The organism is Agrobacterium sp. SUL3 (assembly GCF_001263295.1).
Taxonomy (GTDB): Bacteria; Pseudomonadota; Alphaproteobacteria; order Rhizobiales; family Rhizobiaceae; genus Agrobacterium; species Agrobacterium tomkonis.
This window is the reverse complement of sequence record NZ_KQ414499.1, coordinates 153,388-173,479: the sequence shown is the minus strand read 5'-3', so window position 1 is coordinate 173,479 and position 20,092 is coordinate 153,388. Positions and strand designations below refer to the sequence as shown.

Sequence of the window (20,092 nt, the reverse complement as noted above, 5' to 3'; positions counted from 1 at the left end):
CACTCCCGAAAAATACCGGGTGAGAGGAAAGGATGAGGCAGCTCTCTTGCAGGCCGGCCCGATCTTCCCGCCCTCATTGCAGCCGTTGGCGAGGCTGGCGCAATCTGGAAAGCAATCTGCCATCGATCGCGGCCAGCCCGGCAGCGATCATCGCCATGCCGGCGAAATGCTTCATTTCCAGTTGCTCGCCGAGAAGCAGTGAGCCGAGCAGGATGGCGCTGACGGGAATGAGGAAAGTAACGAGGGCGAGATTGGTGGCGCCGGCGCTGGCAAGAATGCGGAAGAAAATCAGATAGGCGAGCGCCGTCGACAGCAGGGCGATGCCGATAAGCGCCCCCCAGGTGCCGAGGCTCGGCATGGCGAGCGTCCACGGCTTGTCGATGAGAAGGGCGGCCGGGATCAGCATCAGCGTCGAAGAGGATATCTGGCCGGTGGCGGTCATCAGTGGCGGCACGCCCATGGCCTTGAAACGGCGGCCGAATATGCCCGCGAAGGAATAGGAGATGGCCGCGCCGAGAATGGCGATCTGGCCCCAGAGGCCGGATGATCCGCCGAAGGCTGCCGGGCCGATCATGGTCGCCACGCCGGCAAAGCCGATCAGCACGCCGGCGAGCTTGTTGCCAGTCATCTTCTCGTCGGCGGTGAGGAAGTGGGCGACGATGACGGTGAAGAGCGGCGTGGTGGCATTGAGGATCGAAGCAAGCCCGCTGGCAATCTGGGTCTGGCCCCAGACGATCAGGCAAAAGGGAATGATGTTGTTGAGCAGGCCCATGCCGAAAAAGGCGCGCCACACCGCCCATTCTCGCGGCAGGCGAAGGCCCATGATGCGGCAGACGATGAGAAGCGCGATTGCCGCGAGGCTGACGCGCAGCGTGACGATGGTGACGGGCGGCAGTTCCTTGACCGCGACGCCGATGAAAAAGAAGGATCCGCCCCACAGGAGCGAAAGCGCGACGAGCATTGCCCATTCGCGGGCATCCATCTGTTTCTGTATCGCCATTTTAGTCTCCCAAAAGCATGAGCATTGACATGATCGCAGACGGGATCACCGCCATCCACCCGATATCGGTTGAGTTCAGCTCAAGCCGACAATGTGTGTTTTCACGGCGTCTCATGTCTTGTTGTGCCTATTTACTCCCTGTTTTATGGTATCTTCAAACGATTGTTTCTCGCACGATAATTGAGATGAGCTAAATCATGGCAGCCGAACTACCTTCTCTGAAAGGTTTGCAGGCCTTTGAAGCCGCGGCGCGGTATCGCAGTGTCACGCTCGCCTCCAACGAGCTGAATGTCACGCCCGGCGCGGTCAGCCTGCAGATCCGGGAGCTGGAGGCGCGTCTTGGCGTGCAGCTGTTTTTCCGCAAGCCGCGCAGCATCCAGCTGACGCGTGAAGGGGAACGTTATTACGGCGCGCTTCGCACCGCCTTCCGGATGATGCGCGAGGCGACGGCGGAACTGACGGCTCGCTCCGAGATCACCGTTCTGACGCTGAGCTGCACGCCGACTTTCGCCGTGCAATGGCTGATGCCGAGATTGCCTAGTTTCCAGCAGCAGCACCCGCATGTGGATGTCCGCATCAGCGTGACGAACCGGCTGGTGGATTTTTCAAGGGACGATGTCGATCTGGCGGTGCGGCACGGTTTTGGCCGTTATGAAGGGCTGGAGAGTATCCGTTTCATCGATGACAGCACCCTGCCGGTCTGCTCCCCACAGTTCCTGGAAAAATATGGGTCGCTTCAAGAGGCGAGCGACCTGAAATCCGTGCCGCTTCTGCACGATGAGAACCGCAATGAATGGCGGCGCTGGCTGGAGGCGGCGGGGGCGTCAGACGTGGATGCCTCCGGCGGCACGGTCTTCATCGACAGCAATGGCGCGCTGGATGCGGCGAAAGCCGGGCACGGCATTGCGTTGACCCGCCGTTCGCTGGTTTCCCGCGAACTTGCGGAAGGTGCATTGATCGCACCCTTCGGGAAAGACATGGCCAGCACGCTTGCCTATTTTCTGGTTTATCCGCGACGCATGCTTGATAATCCCGATCTGGTCACGCTTATCGAATGGATGCTTTCGCAAGCGCGTTCAGCCGAGGCCGGTTCTCTTTGATGCCAATCCGGTTTATGCCGGAATGAAACAACGGGAATCACTCTTGAAAACCATCGCCATCGATTTCGAGACCGCCAATGAGGAGCGGGGCAGTGCCTGCTCCGTCGGGCTTGCATGGATAGAAGACGGTAATATCGTTCGTGTCGAGGAACGTCTTATTCGCCCGAAGGACATGCGGTTTTCGTCCTTCAACATTGCCGTGCACGGAATTCGCCCTGATGATGTCGAGGACGCGCCGGAATTTCCTGAAGTGATGGAAGAGTTCATCGACGACTTCCATGGCGCCACCATGATCGCCCACAATGCCGCGTTCGATTTCAGCGTCATGCGGGCCTCCTTCGACAAATATCGGCAGCCCTATCCGGACCTTTCCTACCTGTGCAGCGTCAAGATTGCCCGGCATGTCTGGCCACATCTGGAATCGCACAAGCTGAATGTGATTGCCCATCATCTCCAGCTGCGTTTCGTGCACCACAATGCCGCCGAAGACGCGGTTGTCTGTGCTGCCGCATCGATTGCGGCGGCGAAGGCCTTGCGTGTCGCCCATATCCGCGATCTGCCGGAAAAGATCGGCATGGTCGCCGGCCGCCTCACATCCACCGGCTACCAGCCTTGCAGCATGAAAAAACGCGCTGTCGCCCGGGTTGCTTAATGGTGTCGCCCACCTATGTTTGAAGCAGCGTAACGGAGAAGACGCGATGACGATGAAAACTCTGTCGGGTTTGTTTGCGGGCTTTCTGGCATTGCTTCCGGTGACAGCGGCGCATTCGCAGGTCGTGGGTGAGGTCGGCGTCGACTGGATCGGCAACGATATCGTCATCGAGGCGATCGCCGATCCGAAGATCAAGGGCGTGACCTGCCATGTGACCTATTTCGAGCGTGGTGTCATTGATCGGTTGAAGAACGGCAACTGGTTCGAAGACCCTTCCAACAATGCCATTTCCTGCAGCCAGACGGGGCCGGTGGAGATCGGCGATATCGATCTCTCCAAGGGTGGGGAAGAGGTGTTCCGGCAGGGCATGTCGCTGGTCTGGAAGAAGCTCGTCGTCAGCCGCGTCTATGACAAGGCCAATGACACGCTGATCTATCTGGTGCATGCGCGGGAACTGACCGACGGTTCGGCCAAGATGGCCATTTCCACGGTGCCGCTCTATAATCAGCAGGTGACGTGGGAAAAGGGCAAGCCGTGAGGGTTTGCCACCGTCGCTGCTGCGCATAATTCAACCGCGACGTCATCCTCGGGCTTGTCCCGAGGATCCAATCACGTATCTTAAAATGATAGGTTGCAGATGCTCGGGACAAGCCCGAGCATGACGGAGGAGAGGTTTACAGCCCGGCCGTGCACCTCAGGATAAGTCGCAAGATCTATCCGTTTATTATCAATGTGAAATCGGCCGATTTAATCAGGCCGCTTCGCGCGCCAACTCGTCCGCAATGACGGTGTCGAGGTTGAGGAAGCAGACCATGCTCTTTTCCAGCGCCACGATGCCGCGGCAGAAGCTGCGCTGTTCTTCCGGAATGATATCCGGCGCGGGCTGCAGGTCTTCGGAACGGATGGTCATCATGTCGGAGACCTGTTCCACCAGGAGGCCGACCAGCTTGCCGCCGATATCGGTGACGATGATGGCGGAGCGTTCGGAGGGTTCGGTCATCTTCATGCCGAGGCGGCCGGCCATGTCGATGACGGGAATGACGGCGCCGCGCAGGTTGATGAGACCGAGAACATAGGGCGGCGTGTGCGGCATCGGGGTAACCGGCGCCCAGCCGCGGATTTCGCGGATCGCCATGATGTCGATGCAGAATTCCTGATCGCCCAGATGGAAGGAAACGATTTCGAGATATGCGCCGGATTGCTTGATGGCGTTGGACATGACGGCAGGTTTCCTCTGATGGCTCTCTAACAGGCCCACGCAGGATTGAGCTTTATGCGGTGGCCGGGGAATGGACCGGGAGACATCATGTCGAGGCTTTAAAAACCGCTATGGTCATAATGCACAGCAAGATTTTAAACTTTCCCTAACAATTGCCGCTCTCTCCCCCGCAAAACCCAGTATTTTGGCGGTTTTCGCGTCGGTGTAAAAAGGTTATGATGGCTCTATGAACGCACTCGTTTCCAAACCGCTGAAGTTTATTCTGGCAAGTCTTGCTGTCGTCGCTTCGCTTGCCATCGTGCTTCTTGCCTTCGACGGCTGGGTGCGACACAGCACGGATATCTTCCTTTCCACCGTGCAGAGCGGTATCGCCTGGTGTCTGTAAGCCGCCCGGCAGTTGCGGCTTTGTGACAAATCAGCGCGGTTCCCGCAAATACGTCCAGTTGATTTGCGGTCGCAGTCGCCGTTCGTTATCAGTCTGCCAGGGCCTGCGATATGCTGTAGGCTTTCGGGGTAGGATTGGACAATGAGAAATATTCGCATCGTATTGTGGGCCGTGGTGGTCGTTCTCGCCGGTGTCGTCAGCTGGCTGACGATCGAAATGACGAAGACCCGTGAGGAGATGGTGGAAACGGCCTATGGCGTGCCTTTCGCGCTCACCGCGCAGGACGGGCAGCCGATCACCGAAAAGGCGTTTCAGGGGAAGCCGACAGCCTTGTTCTTCGGTTTCACCCATTGCCCGGAAGTCTGCCCGACGACACTGTTCGAGCTGAACGGCTGGATGGAAAAGGTGGATCCTGCCGGCGACAAGATGCAGGCCTATTTCGTCTCCGTCGATCCCGAACGTGATACGCCCGAGATCATGCAGCAATATGTTTCCAACGTTTCGAAGCGGATTACCGGCATTACCGGTCCGGCCGACAAGATTGCCGAGACGCTGAAAGGCTATCGCATCTATGCCAAGAAGGTGCCGGTGGACGAGAAGGATCCGAATGGCGATTACACCATGGATCATACCGCGTCCGTCATCCTGCTCGATGCCAAGGGCCGTTTTTCAGGCACCATTGCTTATGGCGAAAACCCTGAAGTTGCCGAGCAGAAGCTCCAGAATCTTCTGAAGGGCTGATAGAGCCGGCATAATTGCGCCAGGCTTATTGGACTGGCGCAGCTTTTGTGGCAAAGGCAAGACAACAACCTCAGCCAGAGAAAGCAGCCTGCCGTGAGCGAAATCCGACTTTACGTCACCACGACCGAAATCAAGGCCGGCGAAATCCTCGATCTCATGTCGGATTATTTCGGCGAGGAGGATGTTGCGATCGCCACGACCGAGGTGGATGAGAAGCGCGACATCTGGGAAGCCTCCGTCTATTTGATGGCCGAGCAGGAGGATGAGTTCCGCGAGCGCGTCAGCGCTTTGCTTGCGCCAGCATTTCCCGGTCTCGTCATTGAAAAAGAGATCGTTCCCGATGTCGACTGGATCGCCAAGTCGCTAGAGGGGCTGAAGCCGGTCAGGGCAGGGCGCTTCATCGTGCATGGCGCGCATGATCGCGACAAGGTGCAGCCGCACGATCTGGCTATCGAGATCGAGGCGGGGCAGGCTTTCGGCACAGGCCATCACGGCACGACGGCGGGTTGCCTTGAAATGATCGAGGATGTTCTGCGTGCCCGGACGGTGCGAAACGCGCTCGATCTCGGCACCGGTAGCGGTGTTCTGGCGATTGCCGTGCGCAAGATGCGCCATATTCCCGTGCTTGCGACGGATATCGACCCCATTGCCGTCAAGGTGGCCAAGGAAAATGTGCGGCTGAATGGCATCGTTTCCGGGCTGTCGCTGGAAACTGCACCGGGCTTTCACTCCGATGCCTTCCGCAAGCATGGCCCTTTCGATCTCATTATCGCCAATATTCTGGCGCGGCCGCTCATCAAGATGGCGCCACAGCTTGTCACGCATCTGGCGCCCGGCGGCACCGTCATCCTGTCGGGTATTCTCGCTTCACAGCGCTGGAAGGTTCTCGCCGCTTATAATGGCGCGCGGCTTTCCCATATCCGCACCATCTGGCGCAACGGCTGGGTCACGCTGCATCTGCGCAAAGACTGACGTTCTTTCGACATCGCTTTCGGGCAAAAGAAAAGGCGGCGCTTTCGCGCCGCCTGGAACCCGCGAGCATATGGGAGGAGCTTGCTCAAGCGGGTCGACGTATTCCTGGTGAGACGCGGTGGAGGGAGGATCGCCGCGCCTGACGTTATCAGAATACGTAGCTGGACTTTGCCTTGCGACGCAGATCGGCGCGGTTCATGCCCAGCGCTTCGAGCGACTTGTCGTCAAGGTTCAAAAGTGCTGCGTTGACATGGCGGCTGACCTGACGCTCGCGTGCTTCAACGACGCGATCGAAGGCGGTGCGGAGGAAAGATTTTGCCATTGCTTCAAATCCTTGGTTGCCAGGAGAGTGTCTCTCTCGCTGTGTTGATCCAGATATAAGCGATGTGATTTTGTTTGGTTAGATGGGATGTATCAATGTTGATATGCGCAGAATGCATATCACTTGTTTTCTAGTATTACTTATTTCGCAAAATATGCATAATTTATCACCGCAATCGGTTCTGTCATATATGGCTTGAAACCGGGTTTGCCCACGTGGCATTGTCGTTGTGCGCCAATGATTTGACGGCGTGAATGAACAGCTTTCCTCATGACAGTTCCCGAAAGACGCCCATGTTCCAGACCTTCGAAAACAAATCCGCGCCGCAATTCGGCAAGGCCCGCGTCGAGGCGCTGCGCGCCGGTTTCGACGCCCTCGGTATCGACGGTTTCCTGGTGCCGCGCGCCGATGAATATCAGGGGGAATATGTGCCTGAATGCGCCGAGCGCCTGTCCTGGCTGACGGGGTTCACCGGTTCGGCCGGCATCGCGCTGGTGACACGCGGCGAGGCCGTGGTTTTCGTCGATGGCCGGTATACGACACAGCTCAAGTCGCAGGTCGACCAATCCGTATTCACGGGCGGTGATCTGGTCGGGGCGCCGCCTTCCGTCTGGCTATCCGAACATGCGGCGCAGGGCTTTCGACTGGGGATCGATCCGTGGCTGCATACCGGCGCTGAATTGAAGCGGCTGGAAAAAGTGCTGGCGGCCAAGGGCGGTTCCGTCGTGCTGCTGGAGCGCAATCCGCTTGACGCCCTGTGGCAGGACCGCCCGTCCGAGCCGCTGGAGCCCGTTGTTATCCAGCCGGAAGCCTTTACGGGCAAGTTGGCGAAAGAAAAGATCGCGCTGCTGGCGGAGACGGTTTCGGCCAGGCAGGCTGATGCCCTGCTGGTCACTGACCCGTCCTCCATCGCATGGATTTTCAATATTCGCGGCAATGACGTGCCGCATACCCCGCATCCGCTCGCCCGTGCCATCATCTATGCCGATGGCAGGACGGATATTTTTCTCGACAAGCGCAAGACCGGCATCGAGGCCGAGGCCTATCTGGCGCAAATGGCGACACAATTACCGCCATCGAAGATTGCCGACCGCCTGCATGCGATTGCCAGTGCCAAGGGCCGGGTCATGGTCGATGCCGATCTGGCGCCGGTGGCCCTGACGGGAGCAATCACGGCGGCGGGCGGCACATTGGTCGAAGCGGCCGATCCCGTCCGCCTGCCGCGCGCCTGCAAGAACAAGGCGGAGCTTGCCGGTTCAGCCGCAGCACACGTGCAGGATGGTGCGGCCATGGTCGAATATCTGAGCTGGCTGGATCGCCAGCAGCCGGGCAGCGTCACCGAAATCGCGGCGGTCAAGGCGCTGGAGGCAACGCGGGCCAGGGTGGGGCAGGCGATGCAGAACCCGTTGAAGGATGTGTCTTTCGATACGATTTCCGGCGCTGGCGAGCATGCTGCCATCATCCACTACCGCGTCACCACCGACACGGACCGCCCACTTGCCGATGGCGAGATGTTCCTCGTCGATTCCGGCGCGCAATATGTCAACGGCACCACTGATATCACCCGCACCGTCGCAATCGGCACGGTGCCGGAAGAGCAGAGGCGTTTCTTCACGCTGGTGCTGAAGGGGGTGATCGGTATCAGCACCGCACGGTTTCCGAAGGGAACGCGCGGTTGCGACCTTGATCCGCTGGCACGCATCGCGCTGTGGAAGGCCGGGGCGGATTATGCCCATGGCACCGGCCACGGTGTCGGCTCCTATCTCTCGGTGCATGAGGGGCCGCAGCGTATCGCAAGGCTTTCGACGCAGGAGTTGCTGCCGGGCATGATCCTGTCAAATGAGCCGGGTTATTACCGCCCCGGCGCTTTCGGCATCCGTATCGAGAACCTGATCTATGTGCGTGATGCGGAGGAAGTGGCCGGCGGCGACCAGCCAATGTTCTCCTTCGAGACGTTGACCTGGTGCCCCATCGACCACCGGCTTGTCGTTGTGTCACTCCTCACCGACGAGGAACTCAACTGGCTGAACGCCTATCACGCGGATGTTCTGGAGAAGCTCTCTCCGCTGATCACCGATGAAGAGGTGAAAGCCTGGCTTGTTGCCGCGACCAAGCCACTGGAAAGGATCGCTTAAAGCAGCCCGAAATGCCTGATGGCGATGACGACGGCCCAGCCGATTGCCAGCATCGTCAGGCCGGGAAACCGCAGGCAGACCAGAAGGGCTGCCACCATGCCGATCTTCACTTCGTATCCGCCTTCAAAGAAGGCGGGTGCGACAAGCGTGGTCAGAACCGCAACGGGCACGGCGTTCAGGCCGGCCTCCATGCGCGGCGGAATTGATTTCATTCGCGTCATCAGCACATAGCCGCCGATGCGGGTGAGATAGGTGGCGATGGCGGCGAGCGCAATCAGGATCATCGTGTCGGCGTGGAGCATGTCGCTCATGGCGTTTCCACCCCGTTTTCAGGATTGGCCTCGCCGTTGGGTTTGGGCGGATAAAGGACGGCGACGAGGATGCCGGCGACCGCGCCGAGGCTGACATGCCAGGGCGAGCCGACAAAGTGATAGGCGACTGTTGCTCCGACCGCGCTTGCCAGCATCACCGGGTAAAAATTCTCCCGCTGGCGGAAGCTCAAGACCATGCCCATGAAATAGATCGGCAAAAGCACATCAAGGCCGATGGCCTTCGGATCGCCGATGAGGTTGCCGAGCGAGGCGCCGAGAACGGTCATGGCCAGCCACAGCACATAAACCGGCGCGGCAAAGCCCATATACCAGGAAAAACCGACCGTACCGGTGTTTTCATATTTGCGGACCGATTCGGCGAATTGCGGATCGACCAGAACGAAGAAGCCGGCCGCTTTCTGCATAAGCGACCAGCCGGAGATCATTCGGGCAATGGCCGCCGAATAAAGGATGTGACGGAAATTGACGGCGAAGACGGAAAGAACGATCAGCCAAGGGGCGACCTTCTGGCCAAACAGTTCGATGCCGACAAGCTGGCTCGCGCCGGCATAGACGGTGCCGCTCATGATCGTGGCTTCGGTGACGCTCAGGCCGTTATCGACTGCAACCGCGCCGAACAGCGCGCCGAAGGGGGCGGCGGAAAGGGCGATCGGAAAACCCGTGCTCAGTCCCTCGCGAAAATCTTTATTGAACATTCTCTGGAAACTCCTTGCCGCCGCTCTATCGCCGTCCCGGCCAGCTGGCAAACGAATTGCATGAATGGATCGATTGATTCCCTTGAAGCTTCCGTTACGGTAACGCCGACAGGCAACGCCGGATGAAAGATCGCATCGGGTTTCGTCGGCGCACTCACACCGTGACATCATGGAAGATCAATGCTCGAAAAGCAGGAAAAGGCGGTCTTGGCCGCGCGTATCAAGGACTACCTTGCCCGGGAGACCGAAACCGAGATGGGCCTTCTTGAGGCGGAAATCTTCGTGGAGTTTCTGGCCGAGGAGGTCGGATATGTTTTCTACAATCAGGGGCTAAAGGATGCACATGCTGCAATTCTGCGGCGTCTTGAGGACGCGGCCGGTGATATCGACGTGCTGGAAAAACCGAGGTTGCGTTAAAGCGGCGGTCAGTCGCGCAATATGTCGCGGCTGTTGACGATTGCTGCGCCCTTTTCCCGCATGGCGGCAATCGCGGCCTTTATGCCCTGTGGATCGATCCCGCGGCTTGCATCCTCGATGAAACGGACCTTGATGCCGGGCAACATGTCGATGGCATCGAGCACCGAAAAACTGACGCAATAATCGGTGGCGAGGCCGCATATGTCGAGCTGCGTCACGCCCTGACGGGCCAGATAATCAGCAAGGCCCGTCGTCGCCAACTGGTCGTTGTCGCGAAAGGCGGAATAGCTGTCGACGGCGGGGTTTTCACCCTTCTGCTGAATATAGTCGAATGCTTCCGTCTTCAGATCGGGGTGGAATTCCGCATCCTGCGTGCCCTGCACGCAATGGTCGGGCCACATCATCTGTGGTTTGCCGGAAAGCTCGCCCATGTCGAAAGGTTTCCTGCCCGGATGCTGGGACGCGAAACTACCATGGTTTTCCGGGTGCCAGTCCTGCGAGGCGACGATGAGATCATAACCGCCATTGTCAATCAGGGCATTGGCGGCGGGTACGATCCTGTCCCCTTCGGCAACGGCCAGATTGCCACCCGGGCAGAAGCCGTTCTGGATGTCGATGAGCAGCAGCGCCTTCATGATATGCCTCCCTTTTGCCAGTAGGATGCCAAGCTGGCTTTGGCGGATCAAGTACTCATTCAACCTTTGTGCCCACGTGGCTGGTTGATGACGGCGGCCTGTCCCGTCGCAGTCCTGCCGCATTTACAGCAAATTTCCGGCCAAGTCGGAATTTACCTGACGATGCGGCGACGGAAACTTTAACGGCCGATGACGCCTCGCGGGGCATTTTTCAGGACGAGCGATGCAGTGCACGCCGTTCCCGTACAGGTCATCGTTTCGCCTTCGCCTGACATGCGCAGACCTTAACGAAGTATTTTTGCAGGGACTCGTAAACACTTTGGTTACCATAATTCGTCATGCTTCGAACCAGTCAGTTCCGAAAGCGGCGTGGTATTCACCCGCTCTTTGGATGCCCCAAAATCCCACCGGCATTGGCCGGGTGTGCGTGAACGGTTCGAGTAACGAGTATCATGGCGTTTTCTGCTGCGGCCTATAATGGCGCCGGTCTTGCCGGGTCGTCCTGCCTCAAGAAAGGCAAATCCTTTTCGCTTGGCCGAATGTCCGCGCTGCTCGGCGGCGGTGCCTTTGCCGGTCTTTTCGCCTTTGCCGCCTTCGCATCGCTGCACAGCATGGCGGCCGCTTCGCATGGCGTCGGGCAATTTGAAAAGACGCTGGTGGCCCGGCTCGATTCCGCCGAGGCGGCGATCGGCCACGCGACTGCGCGGGATATTCACGTCCGCAAGTTTTCCCGTCTGAGCGATCACAGCCATGGCCCGCAGAAGGCCGTTCGCCTTGCCGGCATCATGCCGGAGATCGGCGCTAAGGAATTCCGTGAGCGTTTTGGCGCGGCGGCGAATGCCAAGGGGCAGGCGACGGTGAAGGAACTTGCCGCGCTCAGGCCTTCGGCAATCGTCGATTCGGCGCTTGGGCGCACCACTGATGTGGCCTATCAGAGCGCTGCCTCGCAACATCCAGCATTCGAAGTGGCGCTGGCACGCCCGCAGATCGAGGAAGAGGCGAGCAGCCTGCTTCCTGATGACGTGCCGCTTCCGAGCTTCCGGCCCGAAGTGGCGGCGGCCGAGACGGTTGAGCCGTCGCCGCGTCCCGCCCTTTCCAAGGCTGCCGTTGCTTCAGCCCCCGATTTTGATGCGCCTGTTCCGCTGCGCGCGCCGCAGCAGCCGAAGCAGAGCACCGGTGCCATGCTCGCCTTTGCAAAGCCTGATAATCCGATGCGCGAGCCGAGCAAGATGGATGCGGTTCCGTGGCCGGATCGCGGCAATGGCACGGCGATTTACGATATTTCCTCCGGAACGGTTCACATGCCGAATGGCGAGAAGCTGGAAGCGCATTCCGGCATCGGCAAGATGCGCGACAATCCTGATTTCGTTCACGTCAGAATGCGCGGCTCTACGCCGCCCTCCAGCTATCGTCTGACGATGCGCGAAGCGCGGTTTCATGGCGTCGAAGCCATTCGCCTGACACCGGAAAACGGCGTCAACCCGCATGGCCGCGATGGTCTTCTTGCCCATACCTACATGCTGGCGAAACGCGGCGAATCGAATGGCTGTGTCGTGTTCCGGGATTATTCGCGCTTCCTTGCGGCCTTCAAACGCGGCGAAGTCAAGCGCATGGTCGTGGTGCCCAAGCTCAACGGCAACCGTCCGACGCTTGCCAGCAGCGGCGGGAAAAGTGGTGGCAAGACACTGCTCAGCATGTTCTCGCGCGGCAACGATTCCTGAGCTATTGGAATTTCATCAACGGCTGCGCCGTTGCGTCAGCACCATGCCGGCGAGGATGAGAAGAATGCCAAGCGCGCTTGCCCAGATTTTCGGCGGATGATCGCTGAAAAGATCGAGCACAACGCCTGACACCATCTGGCCGCTGATGACCAGAAGTGCGGTATTGACCGCGCCGATGCGCGGGATGAGCCAGCTTCCCGAGGCGATGAAGACAACGCCGATCGGCCCACCGATAAAGGCAAGCCAGGGGGCATCAGCCGCGCCGGGCGGAATGAGGCCGCCGACGATGAGGCCGATGACGGTCAGCACGGCAAAGCCAACGATATGGTTCCAGAATGAAGCGATAAGCGGTGAGTTCGACAGGCTCAAGCGGCCGTTGATCTGGCGGCTCAGCGCCACGAAGACGCCGCCGGCAAAGGCCATGGCGATCCAGACGATCATGCCGTTCTCCCGACAAGAATGATAAGTGCGCTGCCGCAGAGGATCAGCGCCACCGCTGCCATGTCCCGCATATCCGGCCGCCGTTTCGGCAGGCCGAAGAGGCCGAAAAGATCGGCCAACAGGCTGAAGATCACCTGTCCGCCGAGACCCAGCGCGATGGTGCCGGAAAGCGCCAGCGGCGAATTGACGGCGGTGGAGGTGAGGATGACGATGGCCGCACCCACGACCCCGCCGCAATAGGCCCAGAGCGGCGCTTTCGGTTTTTCCGGTGCGCCCGCGTTTTTCTTCGGGCGCATGATGGCCAGATAGATCAGCGCTGCCACCGTACCTGTGCCATGCGCCGTCCATGATGAAAACAACGCGCTGCCGTAATGGGCAAGCTGGCCGTTGAAATGCACCATCAGGGTCAGAAGGCAACCGCTGGCGAAGGCGGCGGCAAGATGCAGTGGGTTAAGGCGAGGATGCGTCGTGTCTGTCATAACGGGCCGAAATATGATGATATAACGAAGCGTTACAGTATCGGTCTATAAATCGAAATCGATTTGTTTGGCGTTTCTAACATCATGGGCCCCCCAAACGCTTCGGCGTTCTTCCGCATGTTAGCGTTCGGCATCACGAATGGCTGACGTCCGACATCACATCGGCAAAAAAATCCGCAATCAGCGCCGATACACCCTGCGGGTCTTCCCAATGTGGATTGTGGCCATGGCCAGCAAGGGTGATGGTTCGAGCCTCGGGGAAGGCCTCGAGCAGTTGTTGACGATGTGTTTCTCCGAAGAGAGGGTCTTCCGAACCGGCAATGCAGAATACCGGTTTTTTAATTCTGGAAGCGCTGTGATGCAGATTTGTGTCGGCAAAGCCTCTCAGCACCCCATGCCAGATTGCGGCGGGCATGTTGGCCGCAGCCTGTTTCATTTTCGATAGAAAGCCAAAATCCACTGGCTGACTACAGGAGTACCAGTCGTGAAGAAAACCTGCGGTGGGCCTGATCGGGTCTCGAAGGGCGAGAATGTCTTTGGTCAACTGACTTTCCGGACCAAAATCCGGTTCAACGGTTGCTGAAATGAGGGCAAGAGCCCGGATTGCGTCACCGCGCCGGGCGGCAAGTTCGATCGCGGTCATCGCGCCCATGGAGTGGCCGAGCAAGAATATCCGTGAAACGCCCATGAGCGTCAGAAAATGATCGATCGTTTCGGCGAAATCCGCGACATTGAGGCCTCGTCCGAGGGAAGAGACTCCATGTCCGGGCAAGTCCGGAACAATGAGCCTGTATTCACGGAAATAGGGCTCCAGCATGGAAAAACTGCGGCTTGTGTCGGAAAAGCCGTGCAACATCAGAAGCACCGGGCCGGGTCCGCCACTGTCTATGAACCCTATTCGGCGACCAAGCGGCAATTCGACATATTGCTTGCGCTTCTCCCAATCGTCAAAAAAGGCTGATGTCATAAGCCGAGCCCCGTTTTGACGGCGGCAAGACCATCCTGTCCCTTGAATGTCGATACGTCCTTCAGCCAGGCATCCAGCCGTTGTGGCTCGTCCTTGATGGCCTGTGTCGCCGCGTCTTCCGGCGCCATGCTGCCATTCATGATGTAGTCCATGCCCTTGTTTTCGTAGTCTACGTCGAAGGCTAGATTTTCGAGCAGCCTGGCTACATTGGGGCATTCCTGCAGGTAGCCTTTGCGCACCTGCGTATCGACTGTGGCGGCACCGAAGTCCGGACCGTAGAACTTGTCGCCACCAGTCAGATATTTGATGTCGAACTTGCTGTTCATCGGGTGCGGAGCCCACCCCTGGAAAACTATGAAGAACTTGTTGCGAGCAAAACGGGTCACCTGCGACAGCATTCCCTGTTCGCTTGATTCGACCACTTCCCAGTCCTGAAGGCCCAGCGAAGGGTCTTTGACGGCGTCCAGCATCAACTGATTGGAGCCCGGTTCGATGCCGTAGAGTTTCCTGTCGAACTTGTCGGCAAATTTTTGCAGGTCGGAAAAATCCTTGACGCCCGCTTCCCAAACATAGGTCGGGACCGCGAAAGTGTATTTGGCGCCGACCAGATTGGTTCGGACTTTTTCTACCGATCCGTCTTCTTTGTACGGCTTGTAGTAATTCACCATCGCCGGATCCCAATATCCCATAAAGACGTCGAGATCCTTGCTTTTCAGGCTGGTGTAGATGACGTCGATGCCGAGAAGCTGGCTCTGCGGTTCGTATCCGAGCGTCCTCAAAAGCGACATGGCGATGCCGGTCGTAAAAGCCAGATCATTCCAGCCCGGCTCGGCCAGACGCACGACCTTGCACGATTCGGCTTCCGCAGCTGATGTCTCCACGCTCGCCAGAAGTGCCGCCGCCGACAGTAATCCAAGCCATTTTTGCATCGCTCACCCACTTTGTCTTTATGGTCATTATATTGACCCATTGGGCAATAATTGATCTTTGCGGAAAACTTGTCAATATTTCTCTCTGCAAGGAGACTGAAATGCGACTGACCAAAATAAGCGATATCCGCCGGGCCGAGTTGAGGCGGGCAGCGTTCGAGGTTTTGCAAAAAGAGGGGATGGCGGGGGCGACGCTTGAAAGGGTGGCGGCGCAGGCCGGTGCCTCCAAAGGCATCGTGCTGCATTATTTCGCCAGCAAGCAGGAATTGTTCGAGCATGCGATGCGTGAAGCCAACGTAAAGCTGACGGAGGTGGTTGTGGCGCGCCTCAACAATGCCACCACCCCGCGCGAGCGGCTCGATGCGATTATCGATGGGAATTTTGACGAAAGCTTCTTTCAGCCGTCAATTTGCCACGCCTGGCTGTCGCTTTGTGCGGAGGTTCCGCGCGAACCGCAGCTTGCCCGTATTCAAAAAGTGATCCATGCCCGGATGCGGTCCAACCTTCTCTCCGCTTTGGTGCATCTGTTGCCGAAAGAGGAGTGCGAAGCCGTTGCGCTTGGCATTACCACGCTGATCGACGGGCTGTGGCTGCGTTCGGGCCTGCAATCGGGAGGTTTGACGAGGCAGGAAGCCATGGACCAGATGCGGGATTACCTCTCCCACAGATTGCCGGGTGAACAACCCGCTGCGGCGATATGAAATTGGCAGGGAACCAGTAAAGGCACGCCCGCATTATTCCACCATGAAGAAAACAACGCGCAAGCCATTGAACCGGATGACGATTTTCGTCATTTCGATTTTCATTCTCGCAGCCGTGATCGCCGCGGTTTATCTCATCGGCTTTACGCCCGGCGAGGCATGATCCAGCTTGTCTAATTGCCGGCGGGAGCAGTCTTGCCCTTGCCGCCTTGCAGCGCGACACTCAGCTTGGCGATGGCGAAGCGGAGGCCGCGGAGAAGAAAACGGCTGGTTTCCAGATACGCGCGGTAGGGCAGCACGGTGAAATAACGCCAGCGCGGCAGGCGGTAAATGCGCAGATTGTTCTGGATCTGGCTCTCACCATCCGCATCCTGCGTGGCGCAGAGCGGGTAGATGAAAGCCCCCTTCAGCCCCGCGAGATATTCCAGATCGAATGCGATATCATAAGCCAGCCGCATGGGGATCAGTTTCGATATCCATTTTCCGGCGCGGCGGTTGACGAGATAAGCGCCGGAGCCCTTTTCCCGTGTCAGGGCAATGGCCAGTGAGCGGCCATTGGAAAGCGGACGAAACGGGAATTTGCGCCCGTTGCTGACCGTCGTCAGTCGCAACAGATCCCAGTCGCCGCCGTTCAGCACCGCCTCATCGATTGCATTCAGAAAATCATTGTCGAAGACCACGTCGTCCTCAAGGATGAGCGCGATATCGGCGTCGCCATCCATGAATTTATTGGCGCAGGCGACGTGGCTGAGATAACAGCCGATTTCCGGCGGCGAGGTGCGCCGGCCATGCATGAGCATGTAGGAAATCTCGCTGAATTCCGGGACCGGATAATTGAGTTCGCGGCCATTGACGCCGGCGATACGCTCCGCCTGCAGCCCGATGGCGTCGAGCCTGGCAGTCATATCCTCAAGGCGCTTCGTGGCGCTGTCCATGTTGATCAGGAAAACGGCAAGCTTGCGCTGGCTTTTCGGTAAAATATGCAAAGCGGTCCTCGCCCGGTTTTCGCTGTCGTGTAGCAATTTCTTTATTGCAACGGCATGACGCGGGCTATGGAAAAAGCTGTCTCGAACCTGTCTTAACCGTTCGAATCAAACCTTTTCCACAAATCCATCCAGCACGCGCTTTTGTCCGGCGCGGTCGAAATCGATGGTCAGCTTGTTGCCCTCGATGGCGGAGATATTGCCATTACCGAATTTGAGGTGGAAGACGCGGTCACCGACAAAAAATTTCGATGGTGTGTCGGCAACGGATTTGGCCACCAGCTCGCCATCAATCGTGCGGGTGCGCGGGCCGCTTTCGCCATAACCAATCCGCTCGACCGCATGGCCGGAGCGTGTGCCCCAATTATCGCGGGTGGCATCTGATTTGTTGGCCTGCGCACGTTTCCAGCCGGGGGTGGAGTAATTATTGGCGAAGGGTTCCGCCTTGTCGAAGCGGGACTGACCATAGCCCCCGCGTCCGCCATAACCGCCATAATTGCTGTCGGATGCCGCCACATCCACATGGGCGGGCGGCAGTTCTTCCAGAAAACGTGAGGGCAGGGTGGATTGCCATAGACCATGGATACGCCGGTTCGACACGAACCAGATATGGCATAGCTTCTTGGCGCGGGTAATGCCGACATAGGCGAGGCGGCGTTCTTCCTCGAGACCGGAGCGGCCGCCTTCGTCCAGCGCCCGCTGGTGCGGGAACAGGCCTTCTTCCCAGCCGGGCAGGAAGACGGTGTCAAATTCCAGACCCTTGGCGGAATGCAACGTCATGATGGACACGGCATCCAGTTCCGCATTCTGTTCCGCGTCCATGACGAGTGCGACGTGTTCCAGAAATCCACGCATGCTTTCGAAGGATTCCATCGAACGGATGAGCTCCTTCAGGTTCTCCAGCCGCCCGGGGGCTTCCGCCGTCTTGTCGGCCTGCCACATGGCGGTATAGCCGCTTTCGTCGAGGATCTGCTCGGCAAGCGTGGTGTGTTCGGTGTTTTCCAGCAGACCCTGCCAGCGGCGGAAATCCTGTACCACGTCGAACAGCGCCTTGCGCGCCTTCGGTTTCAGCTCGTCGGTTTCTATAATATCGGCCGCGGCCGCCAGCATCGGAATATCGCGGGCGCGGGCATAGTCATGCAGATTGCGGATCGTCGTATCGCCAAGGCCGCGCTTGGGTGTATTGACGATACGCTCGAAGGCGAGATCGTCGGCAGGCTGGCAGACCAGCCGGAAATAGGCCATGGCGTCGCGGATTTCGAGGCGCTCATAAAAGCGCGGGCCGCCGATGACGCGGTAATTGAGACCAAGCGTGACGAACCGGTCTTCGAACTCGCGCATCTGGAAGGAGGCGCGAACGAGGATGGCCATGTCGTTCAGCTTGTGGTTCTTGCGCTGGAGCTGCTCGATCTCCTCGCCGACGGCGCGGGCCTCCTCTTCGGAATCCCAGGCCGCATGGACCACGACCTTTTCATCGTCAGGGCTGCTGCGTTCGGTGAACAGCGTCTTGCCGAGACGGCCCTCATTATGGGCGATCAGATGGCCGGCCGCGCCGAGAATATGTTCGGTGGAGCGGTAGTTGCGTTCGAGCTTGATGACCTTGGCGCCGGGGAAATCCTTGTCGAAACGCAGGATATTGTCCACTTCGGCGCCGCGCCAGCCATAGATCGACTGGTCGTCGTCGCCAACGCAGCAGACGTTCTGTGGCTCGCCCTTGGCGCGCTGGGCGAGAAGCCGCAGCCACATATATTGCGCCGTATTGGTGTCCTGATATTCGTCCACCAGAATGTAACGGAACTTCTGGTGATACTCTTTCAGGATATCGCTGTGGCGGCGGAAGATGCTGATCGGGTGCATCAGAAGATCGCCGAAATCGCAGGCGTTCAGCGTTTTCAGCCGGTTCTGATAGGCGGTATAGAGTTCGCGGCCCTTGCCGTTGGCGAAGGCGCGGCTGTCGCCTTCCGGAATATCCGGCGGCGTCAGGCCCTTGTTCTTCCAGCCGTCGATCATTCCGGCGAATTGTTTGGCGGGCCAGCGCTTGTCATCAAGACCTTCGGCCTGGATGAGCTGCTTGATCAGCCGCACCACGTCGTCGGTATCGAGAATGGTGAAATCCGACTTCAGACCGACGAGTTCGGCATGGCGGCGCAGGAGTTTGACGCCGATGGAGTGGAAGGTGCCGAGCCAGGGCATGCCCTCGACAGCACCGCCGACGAGAACACCGATACGCTCCTTCATCTCGCGGGCGGCCTTGTTGGTGAAGGTCACGGCGAGAATCTGGCTCGGCCACGCGCGGCCGGTCTCCAGAATATGGGCGATGCGGGTCGTCAGAACGCGGGTCTTGCCGGTGCCGGCGCCCGCGAGAACCAGAACGGGTCCGTCAAGCGTTTCCACGGCATCGCGCTGTTCCGGGTTGAGACCGGACAGATAGTCAGGTGCTGGCCGCGCCTGATCGCGCGCCGCCATGGCGCGGGCGGCAATGCCAAGCCCGCCGCCGTTTTCCGAAGGGGCATTGTTCGTTGCCCTGCGCGGTGCGGCGGGTTCTTCATCGAAGAACGGCATATCGTCGAAACTGTTGCTCATGCGGCCCAATGTAGTGATTCGGGATATAAAGGCCAGAACCGCGTTCTGCTTTTATTCCGGTATCGTCAGTCAAAACGCCTATTCCAAGGCATTTTCTTCGTCTCAAGCCCCTCTGTCGGCATCGAAAGCAGCGTCAACGGGCACTTGCAGCGCCACCGCAAGCTGGTTGGTCTTGGCTGCAAGCGCGATAATGCGCATCAGGTCGGCATGTTGTTCGGTGGTCATGCCCTTGGCTTTTGCGGCCGCCGTGTGGGAATGAGCGCAATAGGAGCAGCCATTGGTTACGGAAACGGCGATATAGAGCATTTCCTTGACCAAGGGATCGAGCGCCGAGGGCGTCGCCATCACCGCCTTGACCTCGGCCCAGGTGTTTTCCAGTAGATCGGGATCGAAGGCGAGGTATAGCCACATATTGTTGATGAAATCCGATTTGCGGGTGGTGCGGATATCATCGAACACTGCTTTGACGCGTGGGTCGGCTTCGGGATTTTCGGCTTTCGTCACCGTGCTCATGGCTTCCTCCGGGAATGGTTTTCGGCTTTTAGAGTAACCGATCAGCGGAGATTCGCGACAGAAACGGTTGCGCCATGCGTCCCGACGAAAATTCATCACAAATTACAATTATGTAAGGAACGGTTTTGTGCGTTGCCTTCGTCAAGGCAAGCGGGAATACTTTGCACGTT

General features: G+C 58.6%; 23 protein-coding genes. 10 read left to right on the top strand and 13 right to left on the bottom strand.

The features are described 5' to 3' along the window. Nucleotides 1-73: 73 nt before the first annotated feature. Nucleotides 74-1,000 carry a DMT family transporter gene (locus AKG12_RS04700; protein WP_052818001.1) on the bottom strand — a complete coding sequence of 309 codons (927 nt, stop codon included), beginning with the start codon at nucleotides 998-1,000 and terminating at the stop codon, nucleotides 74-76. Between the two features lie 197 nt (nucleotides 1,001-1,197). On the opposite strand from AKG12_RS04700, the gene gcvA reads away from it, so the two are divergent. Genes gcvA through AKG12_RS04685 form a run of 3 tightly spaced genes read left to right on the top strand, consistent with a single transcriptional unit; the run spans nucleotide 1,198 to nucleotide 3,290 of the window. Continuing rightward, nucleotides 1,198-2,100, top strand: coding sequence for a transcriptional regulator GcvA (gcvA, locus tag AKG12_RS04695; protein ID WP_052818000.1), 903 nt, complete (start codon nucleotides 1,198-1,200; stop codon nucleotides 2,098-2,100). A 43-nt stretch (nucleotides 2,101-2,143) separates the two neighbouring features. After that, nucleotides 2,144-2,752: a 3'-5' exonuclease gene (locus AKG12_RS04690; RefSeq protein ID WP_052817999.1), complete on the top strand. Its 609-nt coding sequence runs from the start codon at nucleotides 2,144-2,146 to the stop codon at nucleotides 2,750-2,752. 46 nt (nucleotides 2,753-2,798) lie between these two features. Beyond that, nucleotides 2,799-3,290, top strand: a complete 492-nt coding sequence (locus AKG12_RS04685; RefSeq protein WP_020009310.1) for a CreA family protein — start codon at nucleotides 2,799-2,801, stop codon at nucleotides 3,288-3,290. Between the two features lie 213 nt (nucleotides 3,291-3,503). Here the strand turns inward: AKG12_RS04685 and AKG12_RS04680 are convergent, their stop codons facing one another. Beyond that, nucleotides 3,504-3,971 (bottom strand): chemotaxis protein CheW, encoded by a 468-nt coding sequence (locus tag AKG12_RS04680; RefSeq protein ID WP_003522339.1) that lies wholly within the window; start codon nucleotides 3,969-3,971, stop codon nucleotides 3,504-3,506. A gap of 226 nt (nucleotides 3,972-4,197) precedes the next feature. On the opposite strand from AKG12_RS04680, the gene AKG12_RS30665 reads away from it, so the two are divergent. From AKG12_RS30665 to AKG12_RS04670, 3 genes are all read left to right on the top strand, one after another. Next, nucleotides 4,198-4,356, top strand: a complete 159-nt coding sequence (locus AKG12_RS30665) for a hypothetical protein (protein WP_197283300.1) — start codon at nucleotides 4,198-4,200, stop codon at nucleotides 4,354-4,356. 141 nt (nucleotides 4,357-4,497) lie between these two features. Further along, the gene (gene sco, locus AKG12_RS04675) at nucleotides 4,498-5,097 is read left to right on the top strand and encodes a cytochrome oxidase assembly protein Sco (RefSeq protein ID WP_046798081.1); all 600 of its coding nucleotides are present in this window, start codon (nucleotides 4,498-4,500) and stop codon (nucleotides 5,095-5,097) included. 93 nt (nucleotides 5,098-5,190) lie between these two features. Further along, the gene (locus AKG12_RS04670; RefSeq protein WP_052817998.1) at nucleotides 5,191-6,069 is read left to right on the top strand and encodes a 50S ribosomal protein L11 methyltransferase; all 879 of its coding nucleotides are present in this window, start codon (nucleotides 5,191-5,193) and stop codon (nucleotides 6,067-6,069) included. A gap of 148 nt (nucleotides 6,070-6,217) precedes the next feature. Here the strand turns inward: AKG12_RS04670 and AKG12_RS30660 are convergent, their stop codons facing one another. Beyond that, nucleotides 6,218-6,391: a hypothetical protein gene (locus tag AKG12_RS30660; protein ID WP_003522343.1), complete on the bottom strand. Its 174-nt coding sequence runs from the start codon at nucleotides 6,389-6,391 to the stop codon at nucleotides 6,218-6,220. Between the two features lie 293 nt (nucleotides 6,392-6,684). On the opposite strand from AKG12_RS30660, the gene AKG12_RS04660 reads away from it, so the two are divergent. Next, the gene (locus AKG12_RS04660; RefSeq protein ID WP_052817997.1) at nucleotides 6,685-8,526 is read left to right on the top strand and encodes an aminopeptidase P family protein; all 1,842 of its coding nucleotides are present in this window, start codon (nucleotides 6,685-6,687) and stop codon (nucleotides 8,524-8,526) included. Here the strand turns inward: AKG12_RS04660 and AKG12_RS04655 are convergent. Together AKG12_RS04655 and AKG12_RS04650 are read right to left on the bottom strand one after the other, a co-directional pair. Beyond that, nucleotides 8,523-8,837: an AzlD family protein gene (locus tag AKG12_RS04655; protein WP_052817996.1), complete on the bottom strand. Its 315-nt coding sequence runs from the start codon at nucleotides 8,835-8,837 to the stop codon at nucleotides 8,523-8,525. The genes AKG12_RS04660 and AKG12_RS04655 overlap by 4 nt on opposite strands. Next, the gene (locus AKG12_RS04650; protein ID WP_052817995.1) at nucleotides 8,834-9,553 is read right to left on the bottom strand and encodes an AzlC family ABC transporter permease; all 720 of its coding nucleotides are present in this window, start codon (nucleotides 9,551-9,553) and stop codon (nucleotides 8,834-8,836) included. The genes AKG12_RS04655 and AKG12_RS04650 overlap by 4 nt, the downstream gene beginning before the upstream one ends. A gap of 180 nt (nucleotides 9,554-9,733) precedes the next feature. On the opposite strand from AKG12_RS04650, the gene AKG12_RS04645 reads away from it, so the two are divergent. Then, a complete protein-coding gene (locus AKG12_RS04645) occupies nucleotides 9,734-9,970 on the top strand; it encodes a DUF2164 domain-containing protein (protein ID WP_046798086.1) in 237 nt (78 codons plus the stop codon). Nucleotides 9,971-9,978: 8 nt separating this feature from the next. Here AKG12_RS04645 and pncA read toward each other — a convergent pair whose 3' ends face one another. Further along, the gene (gene pncA / locus AKG12_RS04640) at nucleotides 9,979-10,605 is read right to left on the bottom strand and encodes a bifunctional nicotinamidase/pyrazinamidase (protein ID WP_046798431.1); all 627 of its coding nucleotides are present in this window, start codon (nucleotides 10,603-10,605) and stop codon (nucleotides 9,979-9,981) included. A gap of 452 nt (nucleotides 10,606-11,057) precedes the next feature. Here pncA and AKG12_RS04635 point away from each other — a divergent pair, with 452 nt between their 5' ends. Continuing rightward, nucleotides 11,058-12,326, top strand: coding sequence for a DUF2778 domain-containing protein (locus AKG12_RS04635; RefSeq protein ID WP_052817994.1), 1,269 nt, complete (start codon nucleotides 11,058-11,060; stop codon nucleotides 12,324-12,326). Between the two features lie 15 nt (nucleotides 12,327-12,341). Here AKG12_RS04635 and AKG12_RS04630 read toward each other — a convergent pair whose 3' ends face one another. The 4 genes from AKG12_RS04630 to choX form a co-directional block, all read right to left on the bottom strand. After that, nucleotides 12,342-12,767, bottom strand: a complete 426-nt coding sequence (locus AKG12_RS04630) for a DMT family transporter (protein ID WP_046798088.1) — start codon at nucleotides 12,765-12,767, stop codon at nucleotides 12,342-12,344. Continuing rightward, a complete protein-coding gene (locus tag AKG12_RS04625; RefSeq protein ID WP_052817993.1) occupies nucleotides 12,764-13,246 on the bottom strand; it encodes a DMT family transporter in 483 nt (160 codons plus the stop codon). The genes AKG12_RS04630 and AKG12_RS04625 overlap by 4 nt, the downstream gene beginning before the upstream one ends. 133 nt (nucleotides 13,247-13,379) lie before the next feature. Beyond that, the gene (locus AKG12_RS04620; RefSeq protein WP_052817992.1) at nucleotides 13,380-14,213 is read right to left on the bottom strand and encodes an alpha/beta fold hydrolase; all 834 of its coding nucleotides are present in this window, start codon (nucleotides 14,211-14,213) and stop codon (nucleotides 13,380-13,382) included. Next, entirely contained in the window at nucleotides 14,210-15,142 is a 933-nt protein-coding gene (choX, locus tag AKG12_RS04615) for a choline ABC transporter substrate-binding protein (RefSeq protein WP_052817991.1), read from the bottom strand. The genes AKG12_RS04620 and choX overlap by 4 nt, the downstream gene beginning before the upstream one ends. Nucleotides 15,143-15,243: 101 nt before the next feature. On the opposite strand from choX, the gene betI reads away from it, so the two are divergent. Beyond that, entirely contained in the window at nucleotides 15,244-15,843 is a 600-nt protein-coding gene (betI, locus tag AKG12_RS04610) for a choline-binding transcriptional repressor BetI (protein ID WP_052817990.1), read from the top strand. Nucleotides 15,844-16,016: 173 nt separating this feature from the next. Here the strand turns inward: betI and AKG12_RS04605 are convergent, their stop codons facing one another. From AKG12_RS04605 to AKG12_RS04595, 3 genes are all read right to left on the bottom strand, one after another. Continuing rightward, on the bottom strand, nucleotides 16,017-16,829 hold the full coding sequence (locus AKG12_RS04605) for a glycosyltransferase family 25 protein (protein WP_052817989.1): 813 nt from the start codon (nucleotides 16,827-16,829) through the stop codon (nucleotides 16,017-16,019). Between the two features lie 105 nt (nucleotides 16,830-16,934). Then, nucleotides 16,935-19,409 carry an ATP-dependent helicase gene (locus tag AKG12_RS04600; RefSeq protein WP_052818347.1) on the bottom strand — a complete coding sequence of 825 codons (2,475 nt, stop codon included), beginning with the start codon at nucleotides 19,407-19,409 and terminating at the stop codon, nucleotides 16,935-16,937. Nucleotides 19,410-19,511: 102 nt separating this feature from the next. After that, the gene (locus tag AKG12_RS04595) at nucleotides 19,512-19,922 is read right to left on the bottom strand and encodes a carboxymuconolactone decarboxylase family protein (RefSeq protein ID WP_046798092.1); all 411 of its coding nucleotides are present in this window, start codon (nucleotides 19,920-19,922) and stop codon (nucleotides 19,512-19,514) included. Between the last annotated feature and the right edge of the window lie 170 nt (nucleotides 19,923-20,092).